Annotated in this window: 14 protein-coding genes; 8 read left to right on the top strand and 6 right to left on the bottom strand. The window is 73.6% G+C overall.

Features of this window, described 5'->3' with window-relative positions; translation table 11 throughout:
* Nucleotides 1-219: 219 nt before the first annotated feature.
* The 5 genes from ITX44_RS11860 to ITX44_RS11880 all read left to right on the top strand — a co-directional run bounded on the left by ITX44_RS11860 (nucleotide 220) and on the right by ITX44_RS11880 (nucleotide 5,120).
* A complete protein-coding gene (locus ITX44_RS11860) occupies nucleotides 220-1,683 on the top strand; it encodes an ABC transporter ATP-binding protein (RefSeq protein WP_205357076.1) in 1,464 nt (487 codons plus the stop codon).
* Between the two features lie 41 nt (nucleotides 1,684-1,724).
* Nucleotides 1,725-2,090 carry a YbjQ family protein gene (locus tag ITX44_RS11865; protein WP_205357077.1) on the top strand — a complete coding sequence of 122 codons (366 nt, stop codon included), beginning with the start codon at nucleotides 1,725-1,727 and terminating at the stop codon, nucleotides 2,088-2,090.
* Between the two features lie 133 nt (nucleotides 2,091-2,223).
* The gene (gene gad, locus ITX44_RS11870) at nucleotides 2,224-3,624 is read left to right on the top strand and encodes a glutamate decarboxylase (RefSeq protein ID WP_205357078.1); all 1,401 of its coding nucleotides are present in this window, start codon (nucleotides 2,224-2,226) and stop codon (nucleotides 3,622-3,624) included.
* Between the two features lie 70 nt (nucleotides 3,625-3,694).
* On the top strand, nucleotides 3,695-3,907 hold the full coding sequence (locus ITX44_RS11875; protein WP_205357079.1) for a dodecin: 213 nt from the start codon (nucleotides 3,695-3,697) through the stop codon (nucleotides 3,905-3,907).
* A gap of 139 nt (nucleotides 3,908-4,046) precedes the next feature.
* The gene (locus ITX44_RS11880) at nucleotides 4,047-5,120 is read left to right on the top strand and encodes a rod shape-determining protein (protein WP_205357080.1); all 1,074 of its coding nucleotides are present in this window, start codon (nucleotides 4,047-4,049) and stop codon (nucleotides 5,118-5,120) included.
* 19 nt (nucleotides 5,121-5,139) lie between these two features.
* On the opposite strand, the gene ITX44_RS11885 is transcribed toward ITX44_RS11880, so the two are convergent.
* The 3 genes from ITX44_RS11885 to ITX44_RS11895 all read right to left on the bottom strand — a co-directional run bounded on the left by ITX44_RS11885 (nucleotide 5,140) and on the right by ITX44_RS11895 (nucleotide 8,189).
* Nucleotides 5,140-6,183 carry a DUF2786 domain-containing protein gene (locus tag ITX44_RS11885; protein ID WP_205357081.1) on the bottom strand — a complete coding sequence of 348 codons (1,044 nt, stop codon included), beginning with the start codon at nucleotides 6,181-6,183 and terminating at the stop codon, nucleotides 5,140-5,142.
* 675 nt (nucleotides 6,184-6,858) lie between these two features.
* Complete coding sequence (locus tag ITX44_RS11890; protein WP_205357082.1) at nucleotides 6,859-7,788, bottom strand: M56 family metallopeptidase; 930 nt, start codon at nucleotides 7,786-7,788, stop codon at nucleotides 6,859-6,861.
* On the bottom strand, nucleotides 7,785-8,189 hold the full coding sequence (locus tag ITX44_RS11895; protein ID WP_205357083.1) for a BlaI/MecI/CopY family transcriptional regulator: 405 nt from the start codon (nucleotides 8,187-8,189) through the stop codon (nucleotides 7,785-7,787). Before ITX44_RS11895 ends, ITX44_RS11890 begins: the two co-directional genes overlap by 4 nt.
* A 115-nt stretch (nucleotides 8,190-8,304) precedes the next feature.
* Here ITX44_RS11895 and ITX44_RS11900 point away from each other — a divergent pair, with 115 nt between their 5' ends.
* Together ITX44_RS11900 and ITX44_RS11905 are read left to right on the top strand one after the other, a co-directional pair.
* Nucleotides 8,305-9,075: a DedA family protein gene (locus ITX44_RS11900; protein ID WP_205357084.1), complete on the top strand. Its 771-nt coding sequence runs from the start codon at nucleotides 8,305-8,307 to the stop codon at nucleotides 9,073-9,075.
* Nucleotides 9,076-9,225: 150 nt separating this feature from the next.
* Nucleotides 9,226-9,630, top strand: a complete 405-nt coding sequence (locus ITX44_RS11905) for a rodlin (protein ID WP_205357085.1) — start codon at nucleotides 9,226-9,228, stop codon at nucleotides 9,628-9,630.
* Between the two features lie 126 nt (nucleotides 9,631-9,756).
* Here ITX44_RS11905 and ITX44_RS11910 read toward each other — a convergent pair whose 3' ends face one another.
* On the bottom strand, nucleotides 9,757-10,311 hold the full coding sequence (locus ITX44_RS11910; protein WP_205357086.1) for a YceI family protein: 555 nt from the start codon (nucleotides 10,309-10,311) through the stop codon (nucleotides 9,757-9,759).
* 115 nt (nucleotides 10,312-10,426) lie between these two features.
* On the opposite strand from ITX44_RS11910, the gene ITX44_RS11915 reads away from it, so the two are divergent.
* Nucleotides 10,427-11,044: a MarR family winged helix-turn-helix transcriptional regulator gene (locus ITX44_RS11915; RefSeq protein ID WP_205357087.1), complete on the top strand. Its 618-nt coding sequence runs from the start codon at nucleotides 10,427-10,429 to the stop codon at nucleotides 11,042-11,044.
* A 121-nt stretch (nucleotides 11,045-11,165) separates the two neighbouring features.
* Here ITX44_RS11915 and tatA read toward each other — a convergent pair whose 3' ends face one another.
* Together tatA and ITX44_RS11925 are read right to left on the bottom strand one after the other, a co-directional pair.
* Nucleotides 11,166-11,459, bottom strand: a complete 294-nt coding sequence (tatA, locus tag ITX44_RS11920) for a Sec-independent protein translocase subunit TatA (protein WP_205357088.1) — start codon at nucleotides 11,457-11,459, stop codon at nucleotides 11,166-11,168.
* A 196-nt stretch (nucleotides 11,460-11,655) separates the two neighbouring features.
* Entirely contained in the window at nucleotides 11,656-12,579 is a 924-nt protein-coding gene (locus ITX44_RS11925; protein WP_205357089.1) for a hypothetical protein, read from the bottom strand.
* Nucleotides 12,580-12,618: the final 39 nt, after the last annotated feature.

A 12,618-nucleotide genomic window follows, 5' to 3' on the forward strand; every position in this document is an offset into this window, starting at 1 on the left:
ACACAAACGTTCCGCAACCTGCAAGGAGTGGACTACCTTCTCCGCAGCGTCACCCGCGCGGCACCGCACGTATTCCGTCACCCTCTCCCCCAGCAGCGTCTTCATGTCCCGTTCACCCCACCAGCAGCCCCCTTTTTCGCCCCCCGCACGCCCCGTACGACCCCGGAGCTCCCCCCACGTGCCCCGTCACCATGTCCGACCAACCTGGCGGCTCCCGTTATGACTCGCGCCATCACACTGCACGAAGTGTCCAAGTACTACCCGAAGCAGCCGCAGCCGGCCGTGGACAGGTTCTCGCTCGACATCGCTCCTGGGGAGTTCCTGGTGCTGCTCGGCCCTTCGGGGTGCGGGAAGTCCACCGTGCTCCGCATGATCGCCGGTCTTGAGGACATCACGACCGGCGAACTGCTGCTGGACGGCGAATACTCCAACGACCTGGCCCCCGGCGACCGCAAGATGGCCATGGTCTTCCAGAACTTCGCCCTGTATCCGAGCATGACCAGCCGGGAGAACATCGGCTTCCCGCTGCGCTTCGAGATGCCCGGCGCGGAGCACGGGCCGCGGGTGGACGAGACGGCGCGGATCCTGGGCATCGAGGAGATCCTGGACCGCTACCCGGGGCAGCTCTCCGGCGGCGAGCGGCAGCGGGTGGCGATGGGGCGGGCGATCTCCCGGCACCCGTCGGTGTTCCTGATGGACGAGCCGCTGTCCAACCTCGACGCCAAGCTGCGCGCGCACCTGCGGGCCGAGATAGCCCGGCTGACCCGCGGCATGGGCGTGACCACGGTGTACGTCACGCACGACCAGGCCGAGGCGATGTCGCTGGGCGACCGGGTGGCGATCATGCGCAGCGGGGTGCTCCAGCAGGTCTCCACCCCGCGTGAGGCGTATCACCTGCCGGAGAACGTGTTCGTGGCGGCCTTCGTCGGCACCCCGCGGATCAACCTCCTCCAGGCCACCGTGCTGGCCCCGCTCAGCGGCGGGATGTGGATCGACTTCGGGCGGCAGCGGCTCGGGCTCCCGGAGCCGCTGAGCCGTGACCACCAGCTGCTGCGCATCCAGCAGGGCCGCCGGATCATCGTGGGCCTGCGCTCGGAGGCGGTACGGATCGCCCAGCCCAGCCAGGCGCAGCCGGGCGAGGTGGTGCTCAGCGGAATCGTGGAGCACGTGGAGTACCAGGGGCACGAGTCGCTGGTGCACCTCAACACCGGGTCGCGCCCGGCGGTGGTGCCGGAGCTGGAGGCGCCCCGGCCGACGGTCGCGGACACCCGGCCGGGCACCAAGCGGCCGGCGAACGGTTCGGGCGGGCTCGGCAAGCTGGCCCAGAAGGCGGCCCGGCGGATCCAGGCGACGGTGATGGACCGCGAGTCCTCAGGCGGCTCGTCGGGCGCGCACGCGGCACCGCACGGCGCGGCAGGCGCGAACGGTCAGAACGGGGTGAACGGCCACGGCGGGGCGAACGGCGCCGCGCACGACACCGACCAGGCGAACCTCCCGGTGGCCGACCGCCAGGACGGGCCGGCGATGCAGACCGGCGACCTGGTGGTGCGGACCGGCCCGGACATCCGGGTACGGCGCGGCGACCGGGTCCCGCTGCTGGTGGACCTGGCGCACCTGTACGTCTTCGACCACACGGGCACCCGGATCTGCCCGGCGCCGCAGGGGCACGCGCGACTGGAGTAGTCACGGGTGCGCCCCGGCCCGGGCCCGGGCAGGCTGCGGACATGAGCATCGACGATTTCGGCGGCGGCCAGGCGCAGGGCGCGGACGTCCTGGTCGTCACCACCAACGACGCGCCGGGCTTCCGGGTGGAGCGGGTGATCGGCGAGGTGTTCGGCCTGACCGTGCGCTCCCGGCACCTGGGCAGCCAGATCGGCGCGGGCCTGAAGTCCATGATCGGCGGCGAGCTCAAGGGCCTGACCAAGACGCTGGTGCAGACCCGCAACCAGGCCATGGAGCGCCTGGTCGACCAGGCCCGGGCGCGCGGCGCCAACGCGGTGCTCATGATGCGCTTCGACGTCACGGACGCGGCCGACGTGGGCACCGAGGTCTGCGCGTACGGCACCGCGGTGATCCTGGCGCGGGCGTGAGCGGCGCCCGCGCGCCGGCGTGAGCGCGGGGGCGTACACCCCGGATCGGGTGGGCAGGACCAGCGGGACGGCGCACTGCCGGTGCGGCCGGCGGAAGCCGAGCGGGAAGCCAGGCGGGAGAGGACGGAACGGAATGTCGCTGCACAAGGGGTCGGGCACGGAGCGCAAGGTGGCCGTGAACCCGTTCTACGGGGAGGCCGACCCGGTCGGCGGCATGACCGCCGCTCCGCCCCAGCACCGGCTGCCGGACGGGCCGATGGCGCCCTCGGCGGCGTACCAGCTCGTGCACGACGAGCTGATGCTCGACGGCAACGCCCGGCTGAATCTGGCGACCTTCGTCACCACCTGGATGGAGCCGCAGGCCAGTGTCCTGATGGCGGAGTGCGCCGACAAGAACATGATCGACAAGGACGAGTACCCGCGCACCGCCGAGCTGGAGCGGCGCTGCGTGGCGATGCTGGCCGACCTGTGGAACGCGCCCGACCCGGACTCCGTCGTGGGCTGTTCGACCACCGGCTCCTCCGAGGCGTGCATGCTGGCCGGCATGGCGCTCAAGCGCCGCTGGTCCCGGCGCACCCCGGGCTACCCGGCCACCGCCCGGCCGAATCTGGTGATGGGCGCCAACGTGCAGGTGTGCTGGGAGAAGTTCTGCGCGTTCTGGGAGGTCGAGCCGCGGCTGGCGCCGATGAGCGGCGACCGGCTGCACCTGGACGCCGAGGCGGCGCTGGCGCTGTGCGACGAGAACACCATCGGCGTGGTGGCGATCCTCGGCTCGACCTTCGACGGGTCCTACGAGCCGGTCGCGGAGATCTGCGCGGCGCTGGACGCGTACGAGGAACGCACCGGCGTGCACATCCCGGTGCACGTGGACGCCGCCTCCGGCGGGATGATCGCGCCCTTCCTCGACCCGGACCTGGTGTGGGACTTCCGGCTGCCGCGGGTGGCCTCGATCAACACCTCCGGCCACAAGTACGGCCTGGTCTACCCGGGCGTGGGCTGGGCGCTGTGGCGCGACACCGAGGCGCTGCCGGAGGAGCTGGTCTTCCGGGTGAACTACCTGGGCGGCGACATGCCGACCTTCGCGTTGAACTTCTCCCGGCCCGGCGCCCAGGTGGTCGCGCAGTACTACACCTTCCTGCGGCTGGGCAAGGACGGCTACCGCGCGGTGCAGCAGGCCAGCCGGGACGTGGCGGGCCAGCTCGCCGACTTCTTCGCCGGCCAGGAGGACTTCCGCCTGATCAGCCGGGGGGACCAGCTGCCGGTGTTCGCGGTCACCACCGCGCCGCACGTGACGGCCTTCGACGTGTTCGACATCTCCCGGCGGCTGCGCGAGCACGGCTGGCTGGTGCCCGCGTACACCTATCCCGCCAACCGGCAGGACCTGGCCGTCCTGCGGTTCGTCTGCCGCAACGGCTTCTCCTCGGACCTGGCGCACCTGCTCATCCAGGACCTGCGCCGGCTGCTGCCCGAACTGCGCCGCCAGCCGCACCCGCTGAACCGGCCGGAGAACGTGGCGACGGCCTTCCATCACTGACCCGCCGCTGAACCCATCACTGGACCCATCGCTGAACCGATTCGGGGGGCACCTGACGAAAGGACCGGTCATGTCCGAGCACACCTACCGCGTCACCGAGATCGTGGGCTCCTCCCCCGACGGGGTGGACGCCGCGATCCGCAACGGCATTCAGCGTGCCTCGCGCACCCTGCGCGAGCTGGACTGGTTCGAGATCACGCAGGTGCGCGGACACATCGAGAACGGCGAGATCGGCCACTACCAGGTGGGGCTGAAGGTCGGCTTCCGGCTGGAGGAGGCGTAGCCGCCTGCGCCGGACGGGTGCCTTTCCCCGGACAGTGGCGCCCCGGACGGCGCAATATCGGTCGCCAAATCCGACAATGCGTCAATTGTTGTGTCGTGTTCCGCCGAGTTCCGCCGAGCCGACGCATTCGGGAGCCGTCATGAGCCATCAGGAACCGCCCGGGCCGCTCGCGCCGACGCTGGAGGCGCTGCGCCGCTGCACGGTGGCCGTCGACCTGGGCGCCGCCCGGACCCGGGTGTACGTACGCGGCGGCGGCCTGGTGGTGGACGAGCCGAGCGTGGCCGCGGTGGACGTGCGCACCGGCGCGCTGATCGCCGTGGGCGCCAGCGCGGAGCACATGGCCGGGCGCACCCCGGACCACATCCGGGTGGTCCGGCCGGTCGCGGCCGGCGTGGTGGTGGACGTCGGGATGGCCCAGCGGATGCTGCGGCACATCCTCGGCAACAAGCTCGGCCGCCGCCGGCTGCGGCTGATGCTGCGCGGCATGCGGACGCTGCGGGCCGCGGTGTGCATGCCGCACGGCAGCGAGCCGACCGCCCGCCGGGCCGCGACCGAGACCCTGCTGGGGCTCGGCGCGAAGCAGGTGGAGCTGGTGGACACGCTGCTGGCCGCCGCGGTGGGCTGCGGGCTGCCGGTGGAACAGCCCGAGGCCACGATGATCGTGGTGTGCGGGGCGGGTACGACGCACGTGGCGATCCTGTCGCTGGGCGCCATCGTGGCCGCCGAGACGGTGGCGGTCGGCGGCGACGCGATCGACCGCGCGGTGGTGGCCCATCTGCGCAACGAGCACGAGCTGATCCTGCCCAGCCACGGGGTACGGCCGCTGCACCGCAGGCTGTCCGGCCCGGCCGGCGCGCCGGACACGATCGAGGTCCAGGGCCGGGACGTGGTCAGCGGCCTGGCCCGTACGGTCGCGGTCGGCACGGACGGCCTGCGGCAGGCCATGCACGCGCCCCTGACCGCCGTACGGGACGCGATCACCGGCGTCCTGCGGCACTCCCCGCCCGACCTGGTGGCCGACCTCGCCGACCGCGGCATCATGCTGGCCGGCGGCAGCGCCCACATGCCCGGCCTCGACCACATGCTCCGCCACGCCATGGGCATCCCCGTCCACACCGCACCCCACCCCGACACGGTCGCCGTCCGCGGCCTGGGCGCCCTGATCGAGGGCCAGGTCCGCGCCATCCCCCTGGACCCACTGGCCGAGGTCTAGCGACCGGGCGTACGGGCGGTCACAGCCGGGCGCGGTCGGCGGCCCGTTCGCCCTGGACCCAGCCATCGGCGTCGCGGCCCTTGAGGCGCGAGGTGGTGGTGGCCGGGAAGAGGCGCTCGGTCTCCCGCTGGACGGCCAGGTCGCGGGCCGCCAGGACGGGGAGCAGGTCGGGGGCGGTACGGGTGCCGGCTGCCTCTTCCTCGCCGGCGGCCTCGGTGAGGCGCTGCCGGATCCGGGAGGCGTAGGCGACCAGGAAGGACTCCCGGAAGTCGCGGGAGCGGGAGACGCGGCCGCCGTGCAGCGCGCGGTCGGCCTGGACCAGCAGGGACGTGTAGAGCAGCTCGACCGCTTCCAGGTCGCCGTCGTGGCCGACGACCGTGGAGAAGCCGAAGTCGGCGGACCAGACGGTCGCGCAGCGGTTCGCGGTGGCGACGGCGTCCAGCAGCAGGGCCTTGGCGCCCTCGTACGGCCGGTCCACGCCGATGCGCCGGGAGCCGGGACCGGTGTGCCCGCCCGCCGCAAGGGCCGCGTCGATGCTGTGCCTGGCCATCAAGTGCTGCGCCTTCGCCGTCAGCGCCTCGGCCTCCTCGGGGTACCCGGTCGACTCGGCCTTGGCCAGCAGCGCCCTGATCCGCCCGAGCACCTTGCCCTGGCCGGGAGTGGCCGGCGCGGGCCCCCCACCGGTCAGCGCCGGGATACGGGGCAGCCGTGCGTAAAGGTGCAGCACCTCCACGAAGGCGGTCGCCCCGGAGAACCGGTCCAGCCGCTCCCGCGCGACGAACTCCGCCAGGTCGCGCCCCTGCTCCAGCCCCTCGGCCAGCCTGAGGTGCCTCGGTGTCAGCTCGCGCCCGGCCATCCGTACCAGATCCGGGGCCTCCCAGCCGCGTGCGTGCGCCTGCTGCCGGATCCGCGCGTACGCCTCCGCGGCCACGTCGACCCACCGCTCCCCCGCGCCGGCCAGTACCGATGCCGCGCCGTCGGTCTCGGCGTCACCGTCCCGCCCCGCGGCCCCGGCGGCGAGGACCCGCCCCAACGCCTGCTCGAAGTCGTCCACGCCGTCCATTGTCCGCTGCGGGGAGCGCCGAAGGCGCGGAGGTCCACGAGGCGGGCGCCTCGACGCCGGCTAAGCCTGCGTCCCGGTGGCCCCTTGCGGACCCGTCTGCCATGCACGGTCCATGCCGGTCCGCCCCGCCGTCGTGGTTGCTCGCGTGGGGGCACCCCCGGACGGAGTCTGGGGGACCCCGCGCCCCTTCGGGGCGCCTTCGCCCGCTGCCCGAACGTACGGCCGGCACCCTCCCAAGCCCGCCCGGCGGCGTCTCATCGACCCCTTGCCGACCCGTCTGCCATGCACGGTCCATGCCGGTCCGCGCCGCCGTCGTGGTTGCTCGCGTGGGGGCACCCCCGGACGGAGTCTGGGGGACCCCGCGCCCCTTCGGGGCGCCTTCGCCCGCTGCCCGAAACGTACGGCCCGCACCCTCCCAAGCCCGCCCGGCGGCGCCTCGTCGACCCCTTGCCGACCCGTCTGCCATGCACGGTCCATGCCGGTCCGCGCCGCCGTCGTGGTTGCTCGCGCAGTTCCCCGCGCCCCTTCGGGGCGCCCCCGGCTGGCCCCCGGCCGCCAAAGCACCGCGCGAGCAAGATCCCAAAGCACTGCCCGAGCAAAAACCAAGCCCGCCCGGCGATTGAGGGCGAAAGCCCGAGCCGGGAGGAGGGGAGACACCCGCTCAAGGCACAGCCCTTAGCGACCCCGTAGGGACTGGGCCGATTCGATGGAGCCGTGGAGATCCTGCGCGGCGTCGAGTGCGGCGGCCGCGGAGAGGGTGAGGCAGGCCGCCAGGACGGCGGCGATGGCGCGGGGGGCGGTGTGGCGGGCGGAGACGGGCGCGGGAGCGGCCAGAAGCGCGGCGACGCGACGCGGGACGGGGCCGGTGGTCGCAGAGAGGGCGGCGTAGGGGCGCGGGGCGGGCCGGGCGGCCAAGGCGGCGCGGCCGATCGCGCGGGCGGCCAGCCGCCGGTCGCCGACCGCGGCGGCGGCGGACTCGTCGGCCCAGCGCTCCAGGGCGTAGGAGAGGGGCGCGCGCAGCACCCGAAGCGCCGGGTGGGCGGCGCAGGCCAGCGCGAGGCCGGTGAGGAAGGCGTGGTGGCGGCCGGACAGGTGGGCCCGCTCGTGGGCGAGCAGGGCCTCGCGCTCGGCGGAGTCCAGCGCCTTGAGCATGCCGGAGGTGACCACGATCCGCCCGGGCCGGCCGGGCAGCGCGTAGGCGTCGGGCCCGGGATCGGCGAGCACCGTCAGGTCCCCGGCGTGGGTACCGGCGGACGCCACGACGCGGCGGGCGCGGGCGACGGTCACCAGGTGGGCGCGGACGGTACGGGCCACCGCGACCACGACCGCGGCCAGCAGCGCCCAGGCCACGCACGCGGCGGGCCCGGTCACCTGGTCGCCGACCAGCGGCAGCACCATGTGGCCCAGCGCGGCCACCGGCGGCAGCATCAGCGCGCCGGCCCCGGCCAGCAGGGCGAGCGCCGCCGTACTGCACGCGGCGAGCAGCACCGCCGAGCCGGCGATCAGCCAGGCCGCGGCCCGGGGCGGCAGCGCCTCGGCGAGCCGGCGCGCGGCGGGCGCGGCGAGCAGCGGCAGGACGAGGGGCAGCCAGACGACCGTGTTCACGCGCCCCGCCCCCCGTCGTCGCCGCCCGGCTCCTCGGCCAGCAGGGCGCGCAGCAGCGCCTCGTCGTCCGGGCCGAGCCCGGAGACGAAGCGGGCCAGCACCGTGCCCCGGTCGTCCTGCGCGGACTTGTCGAGCTCGCTGCGCATGCGCCGGGCGGCCAGGCCCGGCGAGTCCTGCACCGGCAGATAGGCGTAGCCGCGCCCCGCACGGGTGCGGCTGACCGAGCCCTTTTCGTACAGCCGGGCCAGAATGGTGGTGACCGTGGTACGGGCGAGCTCCATGCCGAGGTCGCGCTGAACGTCCGCCGGGGTCAGGGCACGGCCGCCGGCCGCCCACAGGGCGGCGAGCACACTCGCCTCCAGTTCGCCCGACGGGCGGCGAGCCGCGTTGGCGTCCGCCATGAATCGCCCCTTCCCGTTCGTTCGTCTACAGTGCTGTAGACCGACTACACGACTGTAGTCGGCAGGGGCGCCGCACCGCGCTCCCCGGAACCCATTATGGGAGGGCTCCACCACCATGCCCCTGCCCGCGCTGAACCAGGCCGTGAACGTTCTGGACGCGACCTCGCTGCTGTCGTCCTTCGGGGCGCTCGGCATCGCCGTGGTGATGTTCGCCGAGACCGGCCTGCTCATCGGCTTCTTCCTGCCAGGCGACTCGCTGCTGTTCACCGCCGGGCTGTTCTGCGTGAACGGCTCCTCCAAGGCGGTGCACCTCTCACTGTGGCAGGTGCTGATCGCCGCCGCGGCGGGGGCCCTGCTCGGCGCGCAGACCGGCTACGTGATCGGCAAGCGCGGCGGACCCGCGCTGCTGGCCCGCAGCCGCAGCCGCAAGCTGCACGAGGGCGCGGCCCGGGCCGAGGAACTGCTCGGCCGGTACGGGCACGCCAAGGCGGTGGTGCTGGCCCGCTTCATCCCGGTGGTCCGTACCGTGCTCAACCCGCTGGCCGGCGCCCTGGGCGTGCCGGCGCGCACCTTCACCCTGTGGCAGGTCATCGGCGGCGCGGTCTGGTCGCTCGGCCTGGTGCTCGGCGGATACGCGCTCGGCTCGTCGATCCCGCACGTGGACAACTACCTGCTGCCGCTGGTCGCGCTGATCGTGATCCTGTCCCTGATCCCGCTCGTGCTGGAGATGCGGCGCGGCCGCGGGCGCGGCGGCGACGGCGGCGGGTCCGGCCGGGGCGAGTACGGCGGCCCGGGCACGTACGGCGAGTCCGGCGGCGAGAACCCGCGGCAGGGCGGCGGCCGGCACGCGGCGCAGCGGTCGGCGGCCGACTCGGACCGCTACTGATCCCGCGGGCACCGATCCCGCAGGCGCCGGCCCGCGGGCACCGATCCCGCGGGCCGGCCTGACACGCCCTCGCCCGGAGCATTGACCGGGGTCGCCCGAATCCGGGTGCGATCGTCGCATTTCCGCATCTTCATCGCTGATCGGAGAGACATGCGCATTCGTACCCTCCTGGCCGCGGGTGGCCTCGCCGTCGCCGTCGCCACCGGCTGCGCGGGGACCGCCACGGCCGCCCCGCAGCAGTCGGGCCCCAGCACGGTGAACGGCAACGGCTCGACCCAGGCGTTCGGCAACACCGTCACCGGCGGCACCGACAGCCCGGAGATCGGCCTGGTCCAGGGCAGCCTGAACAAGCCCTGCGTGGCCCTGCCGGTCAAGGCGGACGTCGGATCGCTGATCGGCCTGGTCCCGATCACCGCACAGGGCATCGACCTGCTGTCGGCGCCGCAGGACGAGCAGTGCGCGGACAACTCCACCCAGGCCAAGGGCGACGAGCCGCTCTCCCACATCCTGGACAACATCCCGCTGCTCTCCGGCAACGGCTCCCGCAACCGCTGAGCCCGTACTGAGCCCGTACTGAGCCCGTACACGCCACCGGCCGCCCTCCCGCTCGTACGCGGAGGGCGGCCGGAAAGCCGTACGGGACCGGGGCCGGACCGTGGAACGGCGACCGGGCCCCGGGAATCAGCCCTGCTTGGCCTGGGTGGCCTCGATCTCCAGGGCGATCTTGATCTTGTCGCCGACCGCCGCGCCCGCCGCGCCGCCGGTCACGCCGAAGTCGCTGCGGCTGATCTCGGTGGCGGCCGAGAAGCCGGCGATCGCGTGGCCCTCGTAGTGGGTGCCGAAGCCGTTGAGCTCGAGCTGGAGGGTGACGGTCTTGGTCACGCCGTGCAGGGTGAGGTCGCCGTCCACCTCGAAGAGCTCGGCGGTCTGCGGGCGGACCGCGGTGGAGGTGAAGGTCATCTCCGGGTACGTCTCGACGTCGAGGAAGTCGCCGCCGCGCACGTGGTCGTCGCGCATCTCGTTGTTGGTGCTCACCGAGGCGGTCTTGATGACGGCCTCGACCGTGGAGTCGAGCGGGTTCTCGGCGGTGACGATGGTGCCCTCGAAGGTGGCGAAGTGGCCGCGGACCTTGGAGACACCCAGGTGGCGGACGTAGAAGGACACGTCCGAGTGGACGGCGTCGATGGTCCAGGTGCCGGCGACGTACCCGTCGATGACGTCGGTCTGCGTGGACATGGGAGCTCCTCAGCGATTGAGCGGCAGTGCAAGCCGGCACATGCGGGTTGGTTGAGCGCTCACGCAATATACCCGCTCTGGTGTTGAGAGTTCAACCATACCTATACTGGGACACATGGACGATGTGCGGTGGCTGACCGATGAGGAACAGGAGATCTGGCGGACGTACATGACCGCGAGCACGGAGTTCACGGCTCATGTCGACCGGCAGTTGCGCCGTGACTCCGGCATGCCGATGGCCTACTACGAGATTCTGGTCCGGCTCTCCGAGGCGCCCGGCCGGTGCCTGCGGATGAGCGATCTGGCCGAGGCCTCGCTGAACTCCCGCAGCCGGCTCTCGCACGCCGTCTCCGCCCTGGAGAAGTCCGGCTGGGTGCTGCGCCGGCCGGCCGACGACGACCGCCGCGGCTGGGTCTGCGAGCTCACCGACCAGGGCTTCGCCGCCCTGGCCGAGGCCGCACCCGGCCACGTCACCACGGTCCGCGAGCACCTGTTCGACGTCCTCACCGCCGAACAGCTCGCCACCCTGCGGGACATCGGCCGCGCGATCAGCGCCGGCCTGAAGACCGCCTGCGACGAGGCCCGCGCGGAGGACGCCCCCTGCGACGCGGCGGACAGCGACGCCTGCGACACGGACGCCGCGGCCGCCTGCCCGCCCACCGCGGCCGAGGCACCTGCCGTGACCGGCACGACCGCCGAGGCCGGCGCACCCGCCGAGGCAGCGACCCGCTGATCCGGCCGCGGGGCGGTCGGTCCGCGCCGCGTGGGCACAACCGCCGAAAGCCCCCTGGCGCGAGTGCGCGGGGGCCGGCGGCGGGTGGGGGGAACGCGTGGCGGGATGGACGCCGCGAGGCTTACTTGGCGGTGGCCGCCGGCTGCTCGGCCGTGACGTTGGCCGTGGCCTCCGCGGACGTCTTGATGTCGCTGGGCGTGATGGCGTCGGGCGCAGCGGGAGTGGGCGAGGAGCCCGGGGTGCTGCTCGCGGCCGTGGCGTCGTCGCTCTTCATCGCCTTGGCCTCGGACTTCAGGATGCGCATCGACTTGCCCAGCCCGCGAGCGGCCTCGGGCAGCTTCTTGGAACCGAACAGCACGATGACGACGATCGCCACCACGATCAGGTGCCAGGGCTCCAGCCCGTTTCGCAACATGGGATCCTCGTTTCGTTCGGAGCGGCCGGTTTGCCACTGCTTCGACTGTCGCATTGTCACCCGGCAGCCGCCGACAACGGCAACCCGGGTACCCAAAGCATGCGCAAAAAGCTCGTGAACGGGAAGACCCTTCCCATGTTTGAGCTGGCCCGCGCCGGGGTCGGGCCAGCTCAGCGGCCCTTTCCGTACCCCGTGCCTACCGGACCGCCGGAGGCGTTCCCTTGGCGGCCGCCGCGCCCTTCCCCGCGGGGTCGTCCTTCGTGTCCTTGCCGGCCGCACTGCCCTGCTTACCGGGCACGTCCTTGGGCGACAGCGCGATCGGCAGGGCGTCGATGACCCGCTGCCAGGCCGGGCTGGTGACGATCGCGGCGAGCTGCGCCGGGCTCAGCGGCGGGTTCGGCCGGGTCACCCCGGCGTCCTTCTCCTGTGGCGCGTTCCACTCGCTGACCGAGACCAGCGCGCCCGACGCGGTCCGGAACTCGGCCATCCAGTCCTTGGTCTGCGCCCGGTGGTCGGGGTACTCCCAGCCCTGGAAGATCATCAGGGTGCCGCCCTTGACGTGGGTCAGGTGGCACGAGGTGGTCGGGTCGGGGTTGGGCGAGGGGCAGTCCGGCACCTGGCCCTCCCGCTGCGCGCCGGCCTCGATCGCGGCCTTGCCGTGGCCGTCGTCGTAGACCACGTGGGCGTAGGGGATGCCCTCCTCCGTGCCGCGCCCGGTGACGCCGGAGACCTTGCCCTGCGGCGGCAGCAGGGAGAGGAAGACCGCCTCGACCTGATGGGCGTTCATCGGCGGGTGGTGCGGGGTCCGGAGCGGGGTTGCGGAGGCGGCCGGGCGGGGGGCGCCGGCGACCCCGGTCCCGGCGGCCGGTCCGCCGCTCGCCGAGCCGCTCGTGGCGGCCACCAGTCCGCCCAGGCCCGCCGCGCCGACCGCGGCCACCGCCGCGGCGGCCACGGCGGTACGCCGGCGGCGCATCCGGCGCCCGCGCCGGTGCCCGTCCGCGACCAGGCCGCGGGTGTCGGGCCGATAGGAGCCCGCGGCGTGGCGCATGGCGTCGCCGAGGTCCGGGTCCAGGTCGAGGTCCGCCGGGTCGGCGAAGGGCTCGTCGTGGTCGTACGACATGGGTTACCACCGTTCTTGTCGGTCGTGGGGTGTGGTGAG

It is taken from the genome of Actinacidiphila acididurans, from assembly GCF_016918855.1.
In the GTDB taxonomy this organism is placed as follows: domain Bacteria; phylum Actinomycetota; class Actinomycetes; order Streptomycetales; family Streptomycetaceae; genus Actinacidiphila; species Actinacidiphila acididurans.